Origin of the sequence: Kitasatospora sp. NPDC057940, assembly GCF_042887425.1 — a bacterium.
Classification (GTDB): Bacteria; Actinomycetota; Actinomycetes; order Streptomycetales; family Streptomycetaceae; genus Kitasatospora.
This window is the reverse complement of record NZ_JBHVPH010000001.1, coordinates 416,397-438,246: the sequence shown is the minus strand read 5'-3', so window position 1 is coordinate 438,246 and position 21,850 is coordinate 416,397. Positions and strand designations below refer to the sequence as shown.

The window sequence follows — 21,850 nt, the reverse complement described above, 5'->3', positions numbered from 1 at the left end:
CTCGGGTCCCGTTCCGGCCACCCAGACCGGACACCGAAGCAAGGAACAGGAGGGGGGACAGGAGATGCGCGTCACCCTGCTCACCGAGGGGACGTATCCGCACCAGCACGGCGGTGTGAGTGTCTGGTGCGACCAGCTCGTTCAAGGCATGCCGGACGTCGACTTCGACGTCATCGCCGTCACTGGTACCGGCCAGGAACCGCTGGCCTGGGAACTGCCCGCCAACGTGCGGTCGGTCACGACCGCACCGCTGTGGGGCCCGGCCTCCGAGGCCGGACCGCCCCGCGGCAAGGAGATGCGGCGCTTCCTCAACGCGTACGAGCGCTTCCTCCACTCCATCCTCGATCCGGTCTACACCACCCACTTCGGCACCGAGCTGTACGGCTTCGCCGACCTCGCCCGGCGCGGGCTGCTCAGCCCCGCGCTGCGCAGCGAGCGCGCCCTGCGCACCCTCCAGCACGTCTGGACCCGTGACTACCTGCCCACGGCCGTCTCCCGGCCCACCATGCACGACGCCCTGAACGCCACCGACCTGCTGGAGCACGCCCTGCGGCCGCTCTCGGTCGAACCGCCCACCGGCGGCGTCGCGCACGCCGCCAGCGGCGGGCTGGCCACCCTGCCGGGGCTGATCGCCGCCCAGCAGTACGGCGTACCGTTTCTGCTCACCGAGCACGGCATCTACCTGCGCGAGCGCTACCTCGGCTACCGCACCGGCCCGTACCGCTGGCCGGTCAAGGCGCTGCTGCTCGGCTTCTACCGGATGCTCGCCGAGGAGAGCTACCGGCAGGCCGCGCTGGTCACCCCCGGAAACCGGTACAACCGGCGCTGGGAGGAGCGCGGCGGCACGCCGTCCGCCCACATCCGCACCGTCTACAACGGCGTGGACCCGGCGGCCTTCCCGCCCGCCGGGCCCGAACCCGAGACGCCGACCCTCAGCTGGGCCGGCCGGGTCGACCCGATCAAGGACCTGGAGACGCTGATCCGGGCCTTCGCCATCGTCCACCGTGAGATCCCCGAGGCGCGGCTGCGGCTCTTCGGCGGAACTCCCAAGGGCGGCGAGGCCTACCGGGACGGCTGCATAGCCCTGGCCGCCGAACTCGGCATCGCCGACTCGGTGGCCTTCGAGGGCCGCGTCGCCGACATCACCGACGCGTACGCGGCGGGCAACGTGGTCATGCTCTCCAGCATCAGCGAGGGCTTCCCGTTCACCCTGATCGAGGCGATGTCCTGCGGCCGGGCGACCGTCTCGACCGACGTCGGCGGCGTCCGCGAAGCCGTCGGCGACACCGGACTCGTCGTCCCTCCCCGCGAGCCCGAACCGATGGCGGCCGCCGCGATCGAGCTGCTGCGCGACGCCGAGCGGCGCGCCCGCCTGGGCGAACAGGCCCGGCTGCGGGTCATCGAACAGTTCACGCTCCGCCAGAACATCGACGGCTTCCGGGGCATCTACACCGAACTCCTCGGCACCGCGCGCTGGATGCCGGACGGCGTGGTGGCCGTCACCGACCAGACCCCCACCACCGACTGGGACCAGCAGCTCGCCGCCGCCCAGCCGCAGCACAGCGAGGTGGGCGCGTGAACGAGCTGAGCGAGAGAACCATCAACGGGTACGTGTGCGGGGTGGAAGCATGAGTGGGCCCCTGCGGCTCGTGGAGGACGAGGGCGGCTCCGAGCGGACGATGCAGCTGCGCACCCTGCCGCTCAAGCGCCGCCGCCCCGCCCCGTCGGCCCAGCCCGAGCCCGAGGAGCAGCTCGACCTCTCCGCTGACCCGCTGGACGAGCTCGCCGAGCGGCTGCACGACATCTGCGCCGATGCCGTCCACCCGTACGAGATCGCCGCGTTCCTGGAGTCCGACGGCCTCTCCGACGAGCAGGCCGCCCTGCTGTACGGCCGCCCCGACTCGTTCACCCTCGCCGAGGAGCTGTTCGAGAAGGTCGAGCGCCGCTACCCCGGCCCGAGCTCCGAGTTCGCCAACCCGTGGCGGGCCGACCCCTGGCGCTGCGTCGTGCGCGGCCTGGTGTTCGCCCTGCCCGGGCTCGGCTACCTGCTCGGCGCCAACCTGTTCGCGGCCACCCGGATGCGGTTCGGCCTGCCCTCCGGCATGCTCGCGCTGTCCGTCGCGACGCTGGTCAGCTGGGGCTTCAACCAGGCGCTGGCACACCGCTCGTACCGCTGGCTCGGCCGGCTGCGGCGCCGCGAGGCCGCGGTCTGCCTGGCCCTCGGGGCGCCGCTGGGCGCACTGGTCGCGTCCGCCGCGGCGTACGTGGTCGGCGGGCCGCTGGGCGCGCTCCTCTTCGCCGCCGGGCAGTCGATGTACCTGGGCGCGGCCACCGTCCTGCTGGTGCTGGGGCGGGAGAAGTTCCTGCTGCTGGCCCTGGTACCGGCCTCGGTGGGCGCGGGCGTGGTGCTGGCCGTGGACGTCCCGCAGGTCGTGCGGACGGTCGTGCTGCTCGTCTCGCTGGTGCTGGCGGTCGGCCTGGCCGCCCGGGAGCTGCTGTTCTGCATCCGCGGCGGCGAGAAGGAGTCCGTCGAGCTGAAGCTGCCGATCCGCCAGGAGGTCCCGCACCTGCTGTTCGGCCTGGCCTGCGGCACCCTCACGCTGATCGCCGGCCTCGGCGAGACCATCCACCAGGCGGTGCAGACCGGCGCCGCGCACGGCGCGAAGGCCACCCCGACCGGACCGGCCATGATCGCGCTGACGCTCAGCCTCGGACTCGCCGAGTGGCTGCTCTTCCGCTACCGGGCGATGGCCGTGGCCGCGCTGCGCACCAGTCACACCAGCGGGCAGTTCACCCGCCGCACCGGCGGGATCCTGCTCGGCTGCCTGTTCATCTACCTCACCACCGTGGCCGCGCTGGACGCCGCCACGACCGTGCTGTGGCCCGGCGCCCCCGCGCTCGGTGTGCCGCAGCTCGGCGCGATGCTGCTCCTCGGCGGCTCGCTCTGGCTGGCGCTGCTGCTGAACGCCTTCGGGTTCAGCTGGAGCACCGCCCTCATCTGTCTGGCCGCCGCGGGTGCCGAGAGCGCCGGGCTGCTGACCGGTGCGGATCCGATCGTCCTGCAGCTGATCGGCTGCGGGGCGGCCGCCTTGCTCCTCACCGCCATCGCCGGGCCTGCGCTCGGCCGCACCACCCAGCACCGCTGAACACCGAAATCACGCACGCCCAATTCGCGTGCACCGCTCGACCCGCTCCACCTGAACGCGCTTCACCCGAACACGCTCCACCTGAACGCGCTTCACGGCACAACTGAACCACCACCGGCCGGTCGCCACCGGGAGTCCGGCCGTTCCCAAAATCGAGAGAGCGAATCACGCATGAGCAGCGTCGCGGTCACCGGAGCCGAGGGCTTCATCGGCTCCCACCTCGTCGAGTCCCTGGTTGCCGACGGGCACCAGGTCCGGGCCATGGTCCAGTACAACTCCTTCTCCTCCTTCGGCTGGCTGGAGACCCTGTCCAAGGAGGTGCTGGACTCGGTCGAGATCGTCCTCGGCGACGTCCGGGACCCGGGCTCGGTCAACGGCCTGGTCAAGGGCACCGAGGCGGTCTACCACCTGGCCGCCCTGATAGCGATCCCGTACTCCTACCTGGCCCCGCACTCGTACGTCGACACCAACGTCACCGGCACCCTGAACGTGCTGGAGGCGGTGCGCCACCAGGAGATCCCGCGCCTGGTGCACACCTCCACCAGCGAGACGTACGGCACCGCGCAGACCGTGCCGATCACCGAGGACCACCCGATCAACACCCAGTCCCCGTACGCCGCCTCCAAGGCCGGCGGGGACCGGCTGGCCGACAGCTACCACGCCAGCTTCGGGACCCCGGTCGTCACCCTGCGCCCGTTCAACACCTTCGGCCCGCGCCAGTCGATGCGCGCCGTCATCCCGACCGTGATCGCCCAGGTCGCCGCTGGCGAGACCGAGATCACCCTCGGCGACCTGCGCCCGACCCGCGACTTCATGTTCGTCAAGGACACCGCGCACGCGTTCCGCACGGTCGGCACCGCTCCCGCCGAGACCGTGGTCGGCCGGACCTTCAACGCCGGCACCGGCGGCGAGATCTCGGTCGGCGACCTGGTCTCCCTGGTCGGCAAGCTGATGGGCGTCGACCTCCTGGTGAAGGAGGACGAGCAGCGCATCCGCCCGGCCAACTCCGAGGTCATGCGCCTGGTCGCGGACGCCACCCGGCTGCGCGAGGCCACCGGCTGGGCCCCCCAGTTCACCCTGGAGCAGGGCCTGGAGCAGACCATCGAGTTCTTCCGCGACCCGGCCAACCTGGCCCGCTACAAGACCGACATCTACAACGTCTGACCGCCGTAGCGATCAATGCCCGTCCTGGTAACCAAGGTTCGTGTCCTGCACATCCTTTCCGTGGGGGAAACACCATGCATGCAGTGATCCTGGCCGGCGGTAAGGGCGTCCGCCTCCGCCCGTACACCACCGCGCTTCCCAAGCCGCTCGTCCCGATCGGCGACCAGCACGCGATCCTGGAGATCGTGATGCGCCAGCTCGCCGCCGCGGGCTTCAAGACCGTCACCCTGGCCATCGGCCACCTCGGCCACATCATCCGCGCGTACGTCGGCAACGGCTCCCAGTGGGGGCTGCGGGTCGGCTACGCCGTCGAGGACAGCCCGCTCGGCACCATGGGCCCGCTGCTCACCATGCAGGACCGCCTGCCGGAGCACTTCCTGGTGATGAACGGCGACATCCTCACCGACCTGGACTTCGCCGGGGTACTCAAGCACCACGAGGCGTCCGGGGCACCGCTCACCATCGCCACCTACGCCCGTCAGGTGAAGATCGACTTCGGTGTGCTGACCGCCGAGTCCGGCAGCATCACCGGCTTCCAGGAGAAGCCGAGCATCGACTACCGCGTCTCGATGGGCGTGTACGGCGTGTCCCGTTCGGCGCTCGCCAAGTACACCCCCGGCCTGCCGCTGGGCTTCGACGAGCTGGTGCTGGACCTGCTCGCCGCCGAGACCCCGCCCGCCGCGTACGACTTCGGCGGCTACTGGCTGGACATCGGCCGCCCGGACGACTACGACCGGGCGAACGCCGAGTTCTCGTCCATCCGACCAGTGCTGATGCCCTTCGAGTCGGCCAGCGCCGGCCAGGGCGTGGCGGAGCTGCCGATCCCGGCCGCCCGCACCGCCCCGGACGACACGGCCGAGGCTCCCGCCACCGCGGGCGCCCAGAGTGACGGACGGGCCGCGTGAGAATCCTGCTCCTCGGCGGCGACGGCTTCCTCGGCCGTCACGCCACCACCGTCCTGCGGTCACTGCCCGGTGCCACCGTGCTGACCGCGGGCCGGCGGCCCGCCCACGACCTCCGGCTGGACCTGGCCACCGCCCAGGCCGGCCCGCTCGGCGAGGAACTCGCCGCGCTGGCACCCGACGTGGTGGTCAACTTCGCCGGCGCGGTGGCCGGCAGCGCGGTCAAGCTCGCCGAGGTGAACGCGCGCGGCCCGGCCGTGCTCTGCGAGGCGCTGCAGCTCGGCGCCCCGAAGGCCCGGCTGGTGCACATCGGTTCGGCCGGCGAGTACGGCGTCTGTCCGGCGGGCAGCTCGCTGTCCGAGGACTCCGACGCCCGCCCGGTCGGCGTGTACGGCGCGACCAAGCTGGCCGGCTCCCTCTCGGTGGCCGGCTCGGCGCTGGACGCCGTGGTCCTGCGGGTGTTCAACCCGGTCGGCCCGGGGGCACCGGCGGGCTCGCTGCCCGGCCGGCTGGCCGCCGAGCTGCTCCGGGTGGCGCCCGAGGGCGCCGACGGCGTGATCACGGTCGGCGACCTCTCCGCCTACCGCGACTTCGTCGACGCCCGGGACATCGCCCGCGCGGTCGGCCTGGCCGCCGCCGCGGACCGTCCGCTCCCCCGGGTGCTCAACCTCGCCTCCGGGCAGGCTCAGCAGGTCCGGGCGATCGCGGACGGGCTGGTCGCCGCGGCCGGCTTCACCGGCCGGATCGACGAGAGCGGGGCGGGCTCCGAGCGCTCGGCCGCGGTCTCCTGGCAGCAGGCCGACGTGTCGGCCGCCGCCCGGGAGCTCGGCTGGCACCCGGAGACGGACCTCGCCGACACCCTGCGCGACCTGTGGCTCAGCACCGCCGAGCCCGCCTCCCCACCGGTCGTCGCATGACCGGCGGGATCATCCCCGACGGCCGCCTGCTGGTGCCGCTGTACGTCCACCCCGCGGTGGACCCGGCGGCCTGGCAGGCGGTCGCCGCCGCCGACCCGGGCCGGATCGCCGCCGTCGTGCTCAACCTCGCCGACGGGCCGGGCGAGAACCCGGACAACGTCTTCGCCGAGGCAGCCGACCGACTCCGCGCGGCCGGAGTGCCGCTGGTCGGCTACACCGACACCGACTACGGCCGCCGACCGCACGCGGCGGTGGTCGCCGACATCCTGACCTACCGTCAACGCCACGACATCACCGGCGTCTACCTCGACCAGGTGGCCACCCACCCGGGCGCCCTCGCGCACTACCGGCGGCTGGCCACGGCCGCGCGCGCGGCCGGCTGCGGCACCGTGGTCTTCGGCCACGGCGAGCACCCCGACCCGGGGTACGCCGAAGTCGGCCTGGCCGACCTGCTGGTCACCTTCGAGGGCGACTGGGACACGTACCGTGCGATGACGCTCCCGCTGTGGACCGGCCGCCACGCGGCCTCCCGCTTCTGCCACCTGGTGTACGACGTCCCCGCCGAACACGCCGAGGACGCCACCGCGCTGATCGCCGCCCGCCGGGCCGGCGTCGGCTGCGCCGTACCGGGCGCCGGGGAGAACCCCTGGCGCACCCTGCCCTACGGCCTGACCGCTGCTGAACTGACCTGACCCGATCCGGAGTTCGACTACCGTGAACCGCCGTACCCGGCTCCTGCCGGCCGCCATCACCATCGCCGCCGCCCTGCTGGCGACCTCGTGCAGCAGCTCAGGCTCGGACGACGACGGCTCCTCGGCCGACGGCTCCCCGAGCAGCCCGCCCGCGGCCACCGCCCCGACCACCCCGGACGGCAGCGCGACCCCGGGCACCCCGTCGGACGCCGGCACCACACCCCCGGCCCCCGGCACGCCCAGCGCCCCCGGCACACCCACCGCGCCCGGCGCCACCACGCCCCCGGGCGCCACCACCGCCCCGAGCACCCCCGGGACCCCGAGCGGAACTCCCGGCGGCACCACCGCCCCGCAACCGGCCGGCGCCCGCTGGCAGCCCACCCCGGGCCTCGCCTGGCAGTGGCAGCTCGGCGGCACCGTCGACCAGTCCGTGGACGTCCCGGTCTACGACATCGACGGCTTCGAGAACGACGCCTCGGTGGTGGCCGCGCTGCACGCCAAGGGCCGCAAGGTGATCTGCTACATCAACGCCGGCTCCTGGGAGAACTTCCGCCCCGACTCCGCCGCCTTCGCCAAGTCCCTGCAGGGCTCCGACACCGGCTGGAAGGGCGAGAAGTGGTTCGACATCCGCAAGCTCGACCAGCTCAAGCCGCTGATGGCGGCCCGCTTCGACATGTGCAAGAGCAAGGGCTTCGACGCCATCGAGCCGGACACCATCGAGGCCTACAACCAGAACAGCGGTTTCCCGCTCACTCCTGACGACCAGATCAAGTACAACCGCATGCTGGCCCAGCTCGCCCACGAACGCGGCCTGGCCATCGGTCTGAAGAACGACCTCGACCAGATCCCGGCGCTGCTGCCGGACTTCGACTTCGCGGTCAACGAGGAGTGCTCGCAGTTCGACGAGTGCGACCGGGTCGCACCGTTCGTCAAGGCGGGCAAGGCGGTCTTCCACGTCGAGTACAAGCTCGGCACGGACCAGTTCTGCGCCAAGGCCAAGTCGCTCGGCTTCAGTTCGATGCAGAAGAAGCTCGACCTGAACGCCTGGCGCAAGCCCTGCTGAGCACCGGCGCACCGGTTCTCGGCGCACCGGTTTCCGTCGCGCGGGTGACCCTCGTCCGGGTCACCCGCGCGAGGATCACTTGACCGCCAGCCAGATGACGCCGCCCAACACGGCCAGCACGATGACGGCGACCAGCGCGATCACGCCGGTGCGGCCACCACCACCGCTGCTGCTGCGGCCGTAGGTGGAGACGGTGCCCGGCGCCTGCGGGGCCGCCGGGGTCTCGTCGACGAACGCCCGGAACATCTGGGTGCTGCCGGCGGGGTCGTAGTCGTTGTCAGCCATGGCACGGACTCTAACGAATCCGCCCACCTCACGGACACCCCGGACCCCTCCTGCGCGACCCCCACCACCCGGTCGCGCAACGGCGGTACGACATCCTCGTGAAGTCCGCCCGACACGCGGAATGCCGCCCAGTGCGATCCGGTTGAATCCGACCATGACCGGAAACCACAGCGACGCCCCGGGCCGGGTCCGCCTCGGCGCCTCCGACCTCTCCGTCTTCCCGCTCTCCCTCGGCGGCAACGTCTTCGGCTGGACGGCCGACGAGCAGCAGTCCTTCGCCGTCCTGGACGCCTACGCCGCGGCCGGCGGCAACTTCGTCGACACCGCCGACGTCTACTCGGCCTGGGCCCCGGGCAACACCGGCGGCGAGTCCGAGACCGTCCTCGGCAACTGGCTGCGCAGCCGCGGCAACCGCGACGACGTCGTGATCGCCACCAAGGTCGGCATGCACCCCGAGGCCGGCGGTCTGGGCGCGGCCAACATCAAGGCCGCGGCCGAGGGTTCGCTGCGCCGCCTGGGCGTCGAGCGGATCGACCTGTACTACACCCACCGGGACGACGACACCCCGGTCGAGGAGTTCGTCACCGCGCTGGACGAGCTGGTCCGCGAGGGCAAGGTCGCCGCGGTCGGCGCCTCCAACATCGGCGCCGAGCGGCTTTCCGAGGCGCTGGCCTTCGCCGACCGCGAGGGCCTGGCCAAGTACGTCGCCGTCCAGCCGCACTACAACCTGGTCTCGCGCGGCACCTTCGAGGGCCCGCTGGCCGACGTGGTCGCCGAGCACGGCCTCGCCACCGTCCCGTACTACGCGCTCGCCTCCGGCTTCCTCACCGGCAAGTACCGCCCCGGCGGCCCCGGCGTCGACAGCGCCCGCTCCGAGGGCGCCGCCCGCTACCTGGACGACCCGCGCGGCCCGAAGGTGCTGGCAGCCCTGGACACCGTCGCCGGGGAGCACGGCGTCGCCCTCGCCACGGTCGCCCTCTCCTGGCTGGCCGGGCGGCCGACGGTCGCCGCCCCCATCGCCAGCGCCCGCACCGTCGAGCAGCTCCCGCCCCTGCTGGCAGCCACCACGCTCCGGCTGACCCCCGAACAGACCGCCCTCCTCGACGCCGCCTCCGCCTGACCCCGCCCCACCCGCAGGCTGCGAACCCGCCCCCACAGGGCTCGTTCGCAGCCTGCACCCGTTCCCGGCGAACCCCGCCCGGCGGGGAACGCCGTCCGCAGTGATCGAACTTGGTCCACGAACGGCCCGACCCGGAACGGGACTTCGACGCCGAAGCCGGCACGGCGGCGGCATCACCGGGAATCCCGCCCGGGACGGGCTCCCTCGACGACGAGGACCGGAAGAAGTACGCGTGCCCGGCCCTCGATTCCGCAGACAATCCGGGCCCGGGCGGTAACACCCGCAGGATGACCGTCGGCCCCGCCGATCCGAGGGCCCGCGCCGGCACCGTCGACGAAATCCAGGCGACTTTCCGGGCGGTCGGCGAATCGGCCCGGAAAAAGACGGCCAACGCGGCTGGCACACCAGCCCATTGGCAGATCGGGCCCGAACTGCGCACCCGAGGTCTCGGCGAGGACGACCAGGCGACCAAGGTCACGCTTCGGGCCCCGACAGCACGCCGCTGTCGGGGGCCCCGAAGCGCCCCGGCGCTACGGCCGCCCGAAGTGCGTCGGGTAGTAACCCGAGTTGAGAGTGGAGACCCGGACCGTCTTGCCGGGCCGGGGCGCCTCGACGAACTTGCCGCCGCCCAGGTAGATCCCCACGTGGTGGATCCCGGAGGCCCGGCCGCTGTCCGACCAGAACACCAGGTCGCCGCGGCGCAGCTGCCCCGCGCCGATCGGCGTGGTGGCCGCGTACTGGTCGTCGGCCACCCGCGGCAGGCTGATCCCGCTGCGCCGGTAGGCCTGCTGGACGAGCCCCGAGCAGTCGTAGCCTGACGGGCCGTTGCCGCCCCAGACGTACGGCTTGCCCAGCTGGGCGAGCGCGTAGTCGATGGCCGCCTCCATGCTGCCGGAGGCCGGTGCCTGGTCCGCCGACGGCGTGGCCGCGGGCCGGGAGGGAGCGGGATCAGCGCCGCCGCCGGACTGGCCGGTGCGGCTCGCGTAGACGTCGTAGTGGCTGGTCCACCGCCACTCGCCGCTGCCGTTCTTGAACCAGTACTTCGACCCGTCCCAGCCCTGGCGCAGCCCGGAGGAGGAAGCGGAGGAGGCGGAACCGTTGGACACGGCGGCCGCCTTGCCACTGGCACCGCTGGAGCCGCCCGAGCCGCCGGACTGGCCGGTGCGGCTCGCGTACACGTCGTAGTGGCTGGTCCACCGCCACTCGCCGGCGCCGTTCTTGAACCAGTACTTCGACCCGTCCCAGCCCTGCTTCCCGGCCGCGGCGTGCGCGGACCCGGCACCGGCCGTCAGGCCGACCACGCCGGCGCCGGCCAGCACGGTGGTGGCCAGACAGGTACTCCGCACGGCACGGTGTATTCGGCTGCCGCCGGTCCCCGTCGCGGAGCGGGCGGTGCGCGGCCGGGCCGCGCAGTTCGGGCAGCCGCACCCCGCGATCGCGGGGATGCTGCCGGTGCTCTCCTCGAAGCCGATCAGGCCCCGGTCGAGGGTGGCGTCGAAATCGGCGTCGAGGTCGAGGCCGGGATCGGCGTACGCGCCGGTGGCTATCCTCATGCGGGTCGTCCTTCCTTCCGCCCGGCCCGTGCGGCCGGGGGCGGTACCGAGGCGGCCACTCCGGCCGGGGCGACGAAGGCGACCAGCAGCTGCTCCATCAGCGCGCTGCGGGCGGCCTCGTCCAGTTCGTGGGCGGTGGCGCGCTCCAGCCGCCGGACGGCGAGCGCCGCCGCCTCGACCGCGTCGTCCACCAGCACCGTCCGCAGGCCCGCGTCCAGGTCGGCCAGCCGACGGCGGCGCATCGACTCGGCGACCTCGGGCGCGTAGTCCAGTGCCAGCGGCTGCGCCGAGTAGACCTCCAGACCCGCCGGGGCGACCTCGGCGGCCAGTGCTCTGGTCAGCTCGTCGGCGAACCACTGCCCGTCACGCAGCGCGGGCCCGGGCGCCGCGTTGCTGTCGCACGGCAGGATGGACGCGGTGCGGGTGAGCACCGCTTGGACCTGCTCGCGCAGGTAGCTCTCGTGGTCCTCGATCGCCAGCAGCGCCCGCGCGGTGTCCTTGACTCGCCAGACGATCAGCAGCCGGACGACGATCGGCGTGCCGGTCCGGTCGACCGCCTTGACCGGCTCGCTGCGCCAGTGCCGCAGCCGCACGTCCACCCGGCGCCGGCGCAGCAGCGGGTTGACCCAGACCAGGCCGGTGCGGCGGACGGTGCCCCGGTAGCGGCCCCAGCGGGTCAGCACCCGGGTCTCGCCGCCCGCGTTGGCCAGCAGTCCGGCGAGCGCGAACACCACGAGCAGGCCGACCGCGCTGACCGCGGCGACCGACTTGGCGTCCACCTCGGCCCGGCCGCTCGCCTGCGCGGCGGCGCTGCGCAGGTCGGGCAGCGCGTCCCAGTACGGGATGACGCCGTCGCGCAGCAGCATCAGCAGCACGCCGGCCACGCCGACCAGCACCACCAGCAGGGCGATCCAGCCGGGTAGGGCGGTGGCGCCGTGCTCGCGGACCGCCTGGTCGGCGCGCGGGGGGCGGCGGGAGGTGGCGGCCGCGGTGGCGCCGACCTGGACGGGCTCCGGGATCTCGGCGGTCTCCGGGGCGGCCGCCTCCAGCGGATCGCGCAGGTCGGCGGAGGCGCCGGAGGCCGGGCCGGGAACGACGACCAACGGAGTGGTCGCGGGGCCGCCGTCGACCGGGCCGAGCAGCTTGGCCGTCTTGGCGGCCGTGGCTGTGGCCGTGGCCGTGGCCAGCGGGCTGGCGCCGGAGGCGGAACGTTCCGGCAAGGCCGGTGGGAGCGCCTTGGGCAGGTGGTCGGGTCGCTGCGAAGAATCGCGGGTGACGTCCATGCACGGATCCTCGGGGTCGGTGTGTCGCGCAACGGGCGGCCCGGATCTGACGGGCAGTGCCAAGATCAGGCTAAGTTCATACGTCATCAAATGCGACATTTGAGGTGAGGTGTGTCGACATTTGCTGACGAATCGTCCGAAGCCGACCTGACGCGCAGGCACATGAATGGATGGTCGGGATGGTTCAGCGCAGGTCAGCGCCGCCGGCCACCGTCACCACGGGCGAACACCCGGCGGGTGATCAGCCCGATGGCGGCGAGCACCAGCAGGCCACCGGCGACCCCACCGCGCCAACCGCTCACGGTGGACCGAGCGGCCGCCGCCTGCGAGGCCTCCGCGGCCGCCCCCACGGGCGGCGTGCTGGGCGGCGCCGGCAGCTGCCCGGCACTCTCCCCGGCGGACCCGAGCGGTTCGGCGACCACCGGCGTCGATGACGGTGACGGAGGCGATGCCGGGGGCGGCGGCAGTGACGGTGAGGGTGACGGTGACGACGCCACGACACCGACGGCCGCCCGGAACGGACTGGCGTCCAGGGGCGGAACGGTACGGAGCGTCGGAGGGACGGAACTGGTGGTGGTGGGGGCGGTCGGGAGGACGGTCGGGGCAGTAGGGGCGGTCGGGGTGACTGAAGCAGCGGACGGCCCTGCCGCCGCCGGAACGGCAATCGGCAGCACGCCCACCGGCACCGGCGCGAGCACGGGCGCATCGGGCGCCGCCCCCACAGCCGGGCTCGGCGACGAGGTGACCGGGATCGAAGGCCTGGACGGGGACGGGGACGGGGCCGGGGATGTGGGCGACATCGCGGGACGGGACGGTACGGAGGAGGCCACCGGCGCGGAAGCACCGGCCGAGGGCAGCACCGGCACCGCCACGCTCGGACTCGGCCCGATCGGCACCGAAGCCGACGCCGACGGGCTCGGCACGGTCGGCACGGTCGGCACGGTCGGCACCGAGGCCGCAGGGCTGGGCCGCACGGGAACCGACGCCCCCGAACTCGGCACCGCAGAAGCCGAAGCCGCCACCGACGCCGATGCCGACGGGCTCGCCACGGTCGGCACCGAAGCTGCAGGGCTGGGCCGCGCAGGAGCCGACGCTCCCGAACTCGGCACCGCTGAAGCCGAAGCCGACGCCGATGCCGGCGCCGATGCCGACGGGCTCGCCGCCGCCGCGACGCGCACCGGCACCGCGTCCGCCGCCGCCCCGTTCCCCGCCAGGTCGGTCGCCGTGACGACCAGCCACTGCTGCCCGTCCGTCAGGTCACGGTTGGCGGTGCAGGTCCAGCTGCCGTCGAGGGCCGCCGTCGCCCCGCACAGCACCGTCCGCTCGCCCGCCGCCGAAGCCGAGCCCGAGGCCGCCGAGCCGCCCGCCCGCGCCGTGACCAGCACCTTCGAGCCCGGCTCGGCCCGCCCGGTGAACGTCGGCCGGCTGACCCGCAGGGTCTCCCCGGCGGCCGGCGAGCCGAGCACCGGCTTGTCCGGCGGAACGGTGTCGACGACCAGCGCGACCGCCTGCCCGGCCGTCCGGTTCCCGGCCGCGTCGACCGCGACGGGGGTGAGCAGGTGGCGCCCGTCCAGCAGGTTCTCGACCGGCAGGCAGGACCACTGGCCGTCCGCCCGGACGGCGCTGCGGCACAGTTCGGCGGCCTGGTCGGTGACCGCGACGATGCTGCCCGCCTCGCCGGTGCCGGTGAGCTGGATCCCCGGGTCGTTGGTGTACTCCGGGAGGGTCAGGACGGGCGCCGCGGGCGGCGCCGTCTTCACGGTGACCCGGACGGCCTCGCCTCGCAGCACCACACCACCGCTGGTGATCTCGACCGGGGTGAGGGAGTGCGGGCCCGCGGCGAGCGCTTCACCGGGCCGGCAGGACCAGTCGCCGCGGCGCTCGACCCGGGCCCGGCAGGCCGTGGCGTCGCCGTCCCGGATCTCCACCGAGGCACCGGCGACCGCTCCGTCGCCGTGGATCCGCGGCCGGGCTTCGGCGAGGACGGCGCCGTCGACGGGTTCGGCGATCTCGGGCCGGGCGGCGCCGACCGTCAGTTTGATCCGCTGGTCGGTGACCTGCCCGGAGTCGGCGAAGCCGCCGGAGGGGACGAGTTGGCTGGCGTCGCGGGCGATCCGCAGCCGGGCCCAGGTGTCGCCGGAGCCGGCGCCGGTCGGGACGGTCCATTCCAGGGTCGCGGTGTCGGCACCGGCCGGGATCTCGGTCTGCACCCGATCGGCGGGGTCGAAGCGCCCGCTGTGGTCGAAGTCGATCCAGCCGGCCAGGGTCGCGGGCTGGTCGCCGACCGCCACCGGGACGGTGAGCCGGTAGTAGCGGCCGATCGCGGCCTCGGTGGGGAAGCTGATCGACGGGTCGGCGCCCTGGTACTCGCCGCGGCCGGGCTGGAGCTTGGGCGGCGGCGGGCTGGCGAAGGCGCTGCGCCGGCCGGCCCCGTGGTCGAGCTGGACCAGCGGCTCGTCGGTCGGCCGGTCGGCCGCGTCCCGGTCGTCGGCGGACCGGGGGCGGGTGCGGTGCGCAGCGTTGGCGGCGGCCGCGCCGAGGAAAAGGTCGGAGAGCACGTGCGAGGCGTTGCCGTAGTTCTGCGGGGCGGTGCCGAGGTCCTCGTCGACGGTGACGGTGTAGGCCTGGCGCAGGACGGGCGGGGCGGTGGTGCTGCCGGCCCGGGCGGTGGAGCGCTGCTCGACCCGGAAGACCGCGGTGCGCAGGGTGCCGACGAGTTCCAGGGTGCCCTCGGAGACGGAGCCGGCCGCGCCGTCGGAGCTGCCGTCGGCGCCGACGGGCGCGAGGGCGTTGGCGTCGACCGTCCAGCCGGGCCAGTCGGTGCGGTTGACCAGGGTGGGGGCGGCGGGTGAGCCGCCGGTGAGGGTCAGCCGGGCCGCGGTGCTGGTGGTGCCGGACTTCCCGGTGGCGAGCGCGACCAGTCCGCTGAGGTGCAGCCGGGGGTTGCGGACCGGCCGGGAGAAGGCGAGCCGGAGCGTTCCGACGGTGCGCCAGGATCCGTCCGCCTGCGGCCGGTTCTCGGTGACGCTGAAGGTCTGCGCGGGGTTTCCGGGGTGCATTCCGTCCGCGTACGGCCCGGCCGCACGCCCCCCGCCGGGGCGGTCGGCCAGTTCGCCGGCCGCGGCGGCCACCTCGGTGCCCGGGGTGGCGGCGAATTCGAGCTGGACGGAGAGGCCGGAGGGCAGGACCGCCCGGTGCTCCCCCGACCAGGCGTCAGGGGACTGCTGGGCCACCGAGAGTGGGGCGTTCCAACCGGTCAGCAGCCCGGCCAGGAGGACGGTCAGGGCGGCGGCCGTGCGGGGAAACTGTCGGCCCATCCGGCTCTCCTTCGCGGTCGGCTGCCGGGGTGCCGGGCAGTCTGGGCACAAGATCTGACAAAAAGGAATCACGATCCTGAACCGGTCATACTGCGACACCTGGGCTTATAGCCGGGTCCCACCCGTTTGGCGGTCATCCGAGCGACAGGACGGGATGTACCCGAAACAGATGCATTTCATCCATTAGGCCCGCAATCCAGAGCGGAGCAGGCACCCGGCGCCCTCGTCCGGGCCCGGAAACGGGAGAAGCCCCCGGCCGGTGGCCGGGGGCTTCTCGCTGGTGCGCTCAGCAGGATTCGAACCTGCAACCTCTTGATCCGTAGTCAAGTGCTCTATCCGTTGAGCTATGAGCGCAAGGAACGGGCGAACCCGATCTTGCGGAGATTGGTGCGCTCAGCAGGATTCGAACCTGCAACCTCTTGATCCGTAGTCAAGTGCTCTATCCGTTGAGCTATGAGCGCTCGCCCTGATGAACGGTGCCAGCGGGGCGTTGCGGGGACAACATTACATGACCTGCGACGCGGGACGAAATCGATTGCTCCCTCCCCCCGGGCCGACCCCCTGGAGGCCGCTCCGGGCCCCCGACGGCCCCGGCCTGCGGGGCAGGTCGGGGAGGCAGGTCGGGGAGAGGGCCGCAGGTGGGGCCGGAACCTCCCCGGAGATGGGGAAAGCCCCGCCGACAAGATCGTCGACGGGGCTTTCCGGCTGCGGAGGCTGAGGGATTTGAACCCTCGATCAGGAATAACCCCGAAACCGCATTAGCAGTGCGGCGCCATAGACCGGACTAGGCGAAGCCTCCTCCACAGGGACCACGTCCGCGTGAGCGGACCCGTTCCGTGTGCCTGAGATGATGCCACAACCGTGGGGTTCGGCACCAACCACCGCCCACGTTACTAGGCGGGTCGACCCCGCCGCAAAGAAGAATGAGATACTGCCGTCTCCGGAGGAGCTGCCCTGAGCCGAGGAGACCTGTCGACGTGAGCAGCAGGCCGATCCGAGGCGCTGCTCGCCTCGCCGCCATACTCGACGCCCTGCCCGACGCGTTGTTGCTGGTGAACAGCAACGGCACCGTCGTGGACGCCAACAGCGCAGCCGTCCAGGCGCTCCAGACGCCCGGCACCTCGCTGGTCGGCATGGGCGTGCTGGACCTCCTGCCCGAGTTCGACCCCAGCCGGATCCCCGGCTCGATGCGCCCGGCCGCCCGCGACGGCGACGAGCCCGACCGCCCGGTCCGGATGACCGCCCGGCGCACCGACGGCACCAGCTTCCCGGTCGAGGTCTCCGGTAACGACTTCCCCGACGACGGCACCGGCGAGGGCCGCGGCTACGGGCTCACCTCGTACGACTCGTACCGCGAGCGCTCCCGCCCGTCCTCCGCGAGCGACCTGCTCCTGCTGCTGGTCCGCGACCTCTCCAGCCGGCTCGGCGTCGAGGCCGAGCTGCGCCGCCAGCACAAGCAGACCGAGATGATCCTGCGCGCCGCCGCCGAGGGCGTGCTCGGCGTCGACCTCGAAGGCCGCTGCGTGCTGGTCAACCCGGCCGCCGCGCACATCCTGGAGTACCGGGCGAGCGAGCTGGGCGGGCGCGAACTGCACCCGCTGATCCAGCACTCCCGGGCCGACGGCACCCCGCTGGCGCTGGAGGAGTCCGCGCTGCTGGACACCCTGACCTCCGGGCGCAAGCACCGGGTGCGCGGCACCGTGCTGTGGCGCAAGGACGGCCGCCCGGTCACCGTCGACCTCACCACCGCGCCGGTGCGGGACGGCGACCAGCTGGTCGGCGCGGTGATGACCTTCACCGACCGCAGCCGCGAACTCGCCCTGGTCGCCCGCAACGAACACCTCACCGCCGTCCTGGAGAGCGAACTCGGCGGCGCGCTGACCGCGCTGAACCAGCGGCTGGACGCACTCGCCGCCGACCCGGCCGGACAGCTGTGGCCGGAGGCCAACTGGACGCTGCGTCGGCTCGCCGACGAGTGCCGCCGGTTCAGCCGGCTGATCGACGGCGTGCTCGCGCACCAGCGTTCCGAGGCCGGCGAGACCGGCGAGACCGCCCCGGCGGACGGCCCGGACGCGAAGGACGGCAAGGACGGCAAGGACCGCCGCAAGCCGACCGAGCGGCGGGTGCCCGTCGCCCTGGACAAGGTGGTCCGACGGGCCGTCGAGGCGGCCGGCGAGCTGGTCGGCCCGGGCCGGGTGCGGTTCTCGGTGCACGCCGCCGCCGTCGAGGTGATCGCCGACGAGCGCCGGCTCGCCCAGGCGCTGGCCCACCTGGTCGCCGACGTCAGCGGCATCGGCCTCGCCCTGGACGCCCCGACCGCCCCCTCCCCCGGCCTGGCCGCCCCCGGCGCGCCCGCCGCGCTGCCCTCCGGCGGCGAGCCGCCGACCGTCGTCCTGGCCGCCGCCCAGCGCGGCGAGGTCGCCCGGGTCGAGATCCGCGGGTCCGGCCTCGGCGGCAGCCCCGTCCACCTGCCGATAGCCCGCGCGGTGGTCGAGCGCCACGGTGGCGTGCTCCAGCCGCACGAGCTGCCCGGCAAGGCCGGCACCACGTACGTCGTCGAGCTGCCGTTGGACCCGGCCGCCGCGAAGGCCGCCGCCGAGCGCGCGGCCGCCGAGGGCCGCTCCGACCGGCCCAAGGAGGGCGACAGCGCCGTCCTGCCCGACCTTCCGGGCATCCCGCAGCTGCCCAGCAGCGACGAGGCCGCCGAGCCGGTCGCCGACGACGGCAAGCAGCCCGACCGCGAGACCCCGGCCCCGGCCCCGGCCCCGGCTCCGGCTCCGGCTCCGGAGCAGCCCGCCGAGGAACCCGCCGCCGAGCGGCGCGGCCGCCGGGGCCGCCCCGCCGCCGAGGAACCGGCGCCGCCGGCCCGGACCGCCCCCAACGCCCCCGCCGACCAGTGGCCGAACGCCCCCGCCCGGATCGAGCGGGCCGTCCCCGAACAGTGGAACGGCACCGGCAACGACCCCGCGTACGGCCGCCAGGGACTGGCCGGTCCGGACGGCGCGCAGCGCGACCCCTGGGGCAAGGACGACGGCCGCTCCGGCCCCGCCTACGCCGTCCCCGTCGAGGGCGAGCGCCCGCAACAGCACCGGACCGGCGGGCGCGAACCGCTCGCGCTCGGCCCCGGCACCGGTGCCGCCCCCGCCGACGGCACCCCGGCGGGCGGCACACCCGCCGCGGAAGGCGCCCCGGCCGCCGACGGCGCCGAGGCCAAGCCCCGCCGGCGCCGCGCCCTGCCCCCCACCGAGGACTCCTCCGGCGGCTTCGCCCTCCCCGGCGCCCCCGACACCCCGGTGTACCCCGGCCTGGAGCACGCCCTGCCGACCGGCCCGGCGCCCGCGCAGCCCGAGCCCGCCGCCGCCCCGACCGGCCGCCGGCGGCGGCTGGCCGTGCCGCCCGGCCCCGGCCAGGAGACCCCGGCCGCGCCGTCCGACCAGGCCCCGCAGGAGGACCGGCCCGCGCCCGACGGCCCCGCCGCGCTGCCGCCCGCCCGCCCGGCGCTGCCCGCCGCCGAGGACCCGTCCGGCCCGCGCCCGGTCGGCACCGGCCTCGCCGAACTCGCGCCGCCGCGCCCGCTCGGCGGTTCGCCGGCCCCCGCCGCCGGACCGCAGCCGCCCGTCCCGGCCGAGGCCAGGACCGCCCCACGCCCGATGGCCGAACTGCCCGCCGCCGCCGGCGACCGGACCGACGAGCAGCCGCCGACCATGGCCAGCCCGAACGGCCCGAACGGCTCGAACGGCGAGGGCGGCAGCGCCCGTCGGCTGCTGGTCTGGCCCGAGCCCGACCCGGCCACCCGACAGGCCCTCCAGGAACGCGGCTACCGCCCGGTGATCGTCCGCTCCCGCGAGGAGGTGGACGCCCAGGTCGCCGGCTTCCCCGCGGCGCTCTTCGTCGACCCGCTGACCAGCCCGATCACCCGCACCGCGCTGCAGTCGCTGCGCACCGCCGCGCTCAACAGCCGCGTCCCGGTGCTGGTCACCGCCGGTCTCGGCCAGGCCACCCGGGACGCCGCGTACGGCGCCGACCCGGCCGTGCTGCTGCGCGCCCTCGCGCCGCGCGACGGCGAGCACCACGCCCCGCGCGTCCTGCTGGTCGAGGGCGACCCGGACATCGCCGCCGCCATGATCAGCAGCCTGGAGCGGCGCGGCATGCACGTCGAGCACGCGGTGGACGAGAACGACGCCGTCGCCCGGGCCAGCAGCGTGCAGCCCAACCTGGTGGTGATGGACCTGCTCCAGATCCGCCGCCGCCGGGTCGGCCTGCTGGACTGGCTGCGCGCCAACGACCGACTGCACCGCACCCCGCTGGTGGTCTACACCTCGGTGGACCTCGACCCGCGCGAACTGCCCCGGCTGCGCACCGGCGAGACGGTGCTGTTCCTCGCCGAGCGCTCGACCAGCGCCGACGTCCAGTCCCGGATCGTCGACCTGCTCGGGCGGATCGGCGCGATGGGCGAGGCGGGCGTCGCCGCGGCGGGCTGACCGCACCCTGACGCCGAGGGCCGGCCACCCCCGCTGGAACGGGGGGGCCCCCCCCCCCCTCCCGCCGGGGCCCGCCCCCCCCGGGGGCCGGGGGGGGGCCCGGCCCTCGGTGGTCGGGCGGGCGGCTACTCCTTGCCGAGCACCGTCACGTCCAGTTCGTCCGCCGCGTAGCTGGCGCGGATCACCTTCTTGTCGAACTTGCCGACCGAGGTCTTCGGCACCGACTCGACGATCGACCAGCGCTCCGGCAGCTGCCAGGAGGCGATCCGGCCGGCCAGGAAGGCCCGCAGCTCGCTCAGCCCGGCCGTGGCACCCGGACGCAGCACGACCGTGGCCAGCGGGCGCTCGCCCCACTTCTCGTCCGGGACGGCGACCACGGCGGCCTCGGCCACCTCGGGGTGGGCCATCAACTGGTTCTCCAGTTCGACCGAGGAGATCCACTCGCCGCCGGACTTGATCACGTCCTTGGCCCGGTCGGTGAGGGTCAGGTAGCCGTCGGCGGTGATGGTGCCGACGTCGCCGGTGCGCAGCCAGCCGTCCTCGGAGAACTTGTCGTCCGGCCGGAGCGGGTCCTGCCCGGCACCGCCGTAGTAGGCCCCGGCGATCCACGGGCCGCGCACCTCCAGCTCGCCCGCCGCGACGCCGTCGTGCGGCATCCGCTCACCGGACGGGCCGACCAGCCGGGCCTCGACGGAGGCCGGGAAGATGCCCTGGGTGACCCGGTAGGGCCACTCCTCCTCCGGGGTGAGGCCGCCGGGCGGCTGGGCGAAGGAGCCGAGCGGCGAGGTCTCGGTCATGCCCCAGGCGTGCAGCACGCGGATGCCGTGGCGCTCCTCGAAGCCCTTCATCAGCGAGGGCGGGCAGGCGCTGCCGCCTATGACCACCATGCGCAGGCTGGAGGTGTCGTAGTCGCCCGCGTCGAGCTCGTCCAGCAGGCCGCTCCAGATGGTCGGGACGGCGGCGCCGACGGTGGGCCGGACGGCGGCGATCATCTCGGCCATCGGCTTGGGCTGGAGGAAACGATCCGGCATGAGCAGGTTGGCACCGGACATGAAGGCGGCGTGCGGGATGCCCCAGGCGTTCACGTGGAACATCGGGACCACCGGCAGCGCGGTGTCGCGCGGGGTGAAGGCGAAGTTGTCGCCGGTGTTGACCTGGAGGCAGTGCAGGTACACCGAGCGGTGGCTGTAGAGCACGCCCTTCGGGTCCCCGGTGGTGCCGGAGGTGTAGCAGAGCACGGCGGCCTCGCGCTCGTCGAGGTCACCGCGCCATGGGTAGGCGGTGAGCCGGCCCGCGATCAGCTCCTCGTAGTCGTGCACGGTGCCCGGGAAGCCGGCCAGCAGCGAGCGGTCGCCGGGGCCGTTCACCACGATGTGCCGGAGCGTCGGGGCGAGGTCCGGCAGGACGGCGGCGAGCAGCGGGAGCACGCTGCCGTCCACGATCACCGCGTGGTCGGCGGCGTGGTTGACGATGAACGACAGTTGGTGGGCGGGCAGCCGCAGGTTGAGCGTGTGCAGCACGGACCCCATCGCGGGGACGGCGAGGTACGCCTCCAGGTGGACGGCGTTGTTCCACATCAGGGTCGCGACCCGGTCGTCCCCGGTGACCCCCAGTTCGTCGCGGAGCGCGTGGGCGAGCTGCGCGGCCCGCGCGCCCACCTCGGCGTACGTCCGCACGACCGGCCCGGTGCCGTCCCAGGTGGTGACGGTGGACCGGCCGTGGATGGTGGACCCGTGCTCCAGAATCCGGGCGACGGTGAGCGGGACGTCCTGCATCGTGCTGAACACGGGTCCTCCTTGACCTGGCGGCACTGGCGGCTGCGCCTGCGGCACCTACCGGGCGGTAATGCGCGCGGACGTGCCCGATTGTGCCGCCCCGCCCCGCCCGCTGTCAGTATCCCGGCTCCGTTGCCCGCGTCACGGATCGG

Annotated in this window: 13 protein-coding genes, 3 tRNA genes and 1 pseudogene; 9 read left to right on the top strand and 8 right to left on the bottom strand. The window is 74.2% G+C overall.

Annotated elements, in window-relative coordinates:
• Positions 1-64 precede the first annotated feature (64 nt).
• From pelF to ACFVTF_RS01950, 7 genes and pseudogenes are all read left to right on the top strand, one after another.
• On the top strand, positions 65-1,579 hold the full coding sequence (pelF, locus tag ACFVTF_RS01980; RefSeq protein WP_350876425.1) for a GT4 family glycosyltransferase PelF: 1,515 nt from the start codon (positions 65-67) through the stop codon (positions 1,577-1,579).
• 49 nt (positions 1,580-1,628) lie between these two features.
• The gene (locus ACFVTF_RS01975; protein WP_371518023.1) at positions 1,629-3,146 is read left to right on the top strand and encodes a hypothetical protein; all 1,518 of its coding nucleotides are present in this window, start codon (positions 1,629-1,631) and stop codon (positions 3,144-3,146) included.
• 171 nt (positions 3,147-3,317) lie between these two features.
• Positions 3,318-4,310 (top strand): GDP-mannose 4,6-dehydratase, encoded by a 993-nt coding sequence (locus tag ACFVTF_RS01970; protein ID WP_371518022.1) that lies wholly within the window; start codon positions 3,318-3,320, stop codon positions 4,308-4,310.
• 74 nt (positions 4,311-4,384) lie between these two features.
• Positions 4,385-5,086 (top strand): annotated as a pseudogene (locus ACFVTF_RS01965) (NDP-sugar synthase); the annotation flags it as partial.
• Between the two features lie 125 nt (positions 5,087-5,211).
• Positions 5,212-6,129 (top strand): NAD-dependent epimerase/dehydratase family protein, encoded by a 918-nt coding sequence (locus tag ACFVTF_RS01960; protein WP_387807815.1) that lies wholly within the window; start codon positions 5,212-5,214, stop codon positions 6,127-6,129.
• Positions 6,126-6,821, top strand: a complete 696-nt coding sequence (locus tag ACFVTF_RS01955; protein ID WP_363579765.1) for a spherulation-specific family 4 protein — start codon at positions 6,126-6,128, stop codon at positions 6,819-6,821. Before ACFVTF_RS01960 ends, ACFVTF_RS01955 begins: the two co-directional genes overlap by 4 nt.
• A gap of 22 nt (positions 6,822-6,843) precedes the next feature.
• Entirely contained in the window at positions 6,844-7,884 is a 1,041-nt protein-coding gene (locus tag ACFVTF_RS01950) for an endo alpha-1,4 polygalactosaminidase (RefSeq protein WP_371518020.1), read from the top strand.
• 75 nt (positions 7,885-7,959) lie between these two features.
• Here ACFVTF_RS01950 and ACFVTF_RS01945 read toward each other — a convergent pair whose 3' ends face one another.
• Positions 7,960-8,169 carry a hypothetical protein gene (locus ACFVTF_RS01945; RefSeq protein ID WP_063348621.1) on the bottom strand — a complete coding sequence of 70 codons (210 nt, stop codon included), beginning with the start codon at positions 8,167-8,169 and terminating at the stop codon, positions 7,960-7,962.
• A 154-nt stretch (positions 8,170-8,323) separates the two neighbouring features.
• Here ACFVTF_RS01945 and ACFVTF_RS01940 point away from each other — a divergent pair, with 154 nt between their 5' ends.
• Positions 8,324-9,289, top strand: coding sequence for an aldo/keto reductase (locus ACFVTF_RS01940; RefSeq protein ID WP_363579767.1), 966 nt, complete (start codon positions 8,324-8,326; stop codon positions 9,287-9,289).
• 530 nt (positions 9,290-9,819) lie between these two features.
• Here the strand turns inward: ACFVTF_RS01940 and ACFVTF_RS01935 are convergent.
• The 6 genes from ACFVTF_RS01935 to ACFVTF_RS01910 all read right to left on the bottom strand — a co-directional run bounded on the left by ACFVTF_RS01935 (position 9,820) and on the right by ACFVTF_RS01910 (position 16,241).
• On the bottom strand, positions 9,820-10,842 hold the full coding sequence (locus ACFVTF_RS01935) for a C40 family peptidase (protein WP_387807810.1): 1,023 nt from the start codon (positions 10,840-10,842) through the stop codon (positions 9,820-9,822).
• Positions 10,839-12,125, bottom strand: a complete 1,287-nt coding sequence (locus tag ACFVTF_RS01930; protein ID WP_387807807.1) for an SPFH domain-containing protein — start codon at positions 12,123-12,125, stop codon at positions 10,839-10,841. Before ACFVTF_RS01930 ends, ACFVTF_RS01935 begins: the two co-directional genes overlap by 4 nt.
• 194 nt (positions 12,126-12,319) lie before the next feature.
• Positions 12,320-15,442, bottom strand: coding sequence for an Ig-like domain-containing protein (locus tag ACFVTF_RS01925; protein WP_387807804.1), 3,123 nt, complete (start codon positions 15,440-15,442; stop codon positions 12,320-12,322).
• 278 nt (positions 15,443-15,720) lie between these two features.
• Positions 15,721-15,796: transfer RNA gene (locus tag ACFVTF_RS01920), tRNA-Arg, on the bottom strand.
• Between the two features lie 31 nt (positions 15,797-15,827).
• Positions 15,828-15,903 (bottom strand) — tRNA-Arg (locus tag ACFVTF_RS01915).
• A 247-nt stretch (positions 15,904-16,150) separates the two neighbouring features.
• Positions 16,151-16,241, bottom strand: a tRNA-Ser gene (locus tag ACFVTF_RS01910).
• A 178-nt stretch (positions 16,242-16,419) separates the two neighbouring features.
• On the opposite strand from ACFVTF_RS01910, the gene ACFVTF_RS01905 reads away from it, so the two are divergent.
• Positions 16,420-19,923: a PAS domain-containing protein gene (locus tag ACFVTF_RS01905; RefSeq protein WP_387807801.1), complete on the top strand. Its 3,504-nt coding sequence runs from the start codon at positions 16,420-16,422 to the stop codon at positions 19,921-19,923.
• A 125-nt stretch (positions 19,924-20,048) separates the two neighbouring features.
• Here ACFVTF_RS01905 and ACFVTF_RS01900 read toward each other — a convergent pair whose 3' ends face one another.
• Positions 20,049-21,710: a long-chain fatty acid--CoA ligase gene (locus ACFVTF_RS01900; RefSeq protein WP_387807798.1), complete on the bottom strand. Its 1,662-nt coding sequence runs from the start codon at positions 21,708-21,710 to the stop codon at positions 20,049-20,051.
• Positions 21,711-21,850 lie beyond the last annotated feature (140 nt).

What these genes read in the sequence shown, in the direction of transcription:
- ACFVTF_RS01925 (WP_387807804.1), bottom strand. Translation starts at nt 15,442, where the DNA reads ATGGGCCGACAGTTTCCCCGCACGGCCGCCGCCCTGACCGTCCTCCTG.
- ACFVTF_RS01935 (WP_387807810.1), bottom strand. Translation starts at nt 10,842, where the DNA reads ATGAGGATAGCCACCGGCGCGTACGCCGATCCCGGCCTCGACCTCGAC.
- pelF (WP_350876425.1), top strand. Translation starts at nt 65, where the DNA reads ATGCGCGTCACCCTGCTCACCGAGGGGACGTATCCGCACCAGCACGGC.
- ACFVTF_RS01970 (WP_371518022.1), top strand. Translation starts at nt 3,318, where the DNA reads ATGAGCAGCGTCGCGGTCACCGGAGCCGAGGGCTTCATCGGCTCCCAC.
- ACFVTF_RS01975 (WP_371518023.1), top strand. Translation starts at nt 1,629, where the DNA reads ATGAGTGGGCCCCTGCGGCTCGTGGAGGACGAGGGCGGCTCCGAGCGG.
- ACFVTF_RS01955 (WP_363579765.1), top strand. Translation starts at nt 6,126, where the DNA reads ATGACCGGCGGGATCATCCCCGACGGCCGCCTGCTGGTGCCGCTGTAC.
- ACFVTF_RS01940 (WP_363579767.1), top strand. Translation starts at nt 8,324, where the DNA reads ATGACCGGAAACCACAGCGACGCCCCGGGCCGGGTCCGCCTCGGCGCC.
- ACFVTF_RS01930 (WP_387807807.1), bottom strand. Translation starts at nt 12,125, where the DNA reads ATGGACGTCACCCGCGATTCTTCGCAGCGACCCGACCACCTGCCCAAG.
- ACFVTF_RS01945 (WP_063348621.1), bottom strand. Translation starts at nt 8,169, where the DNA reads ATGGCTGACAACGACTACGACCCCGCCGGCAGCACCCAGATGTTCCGG.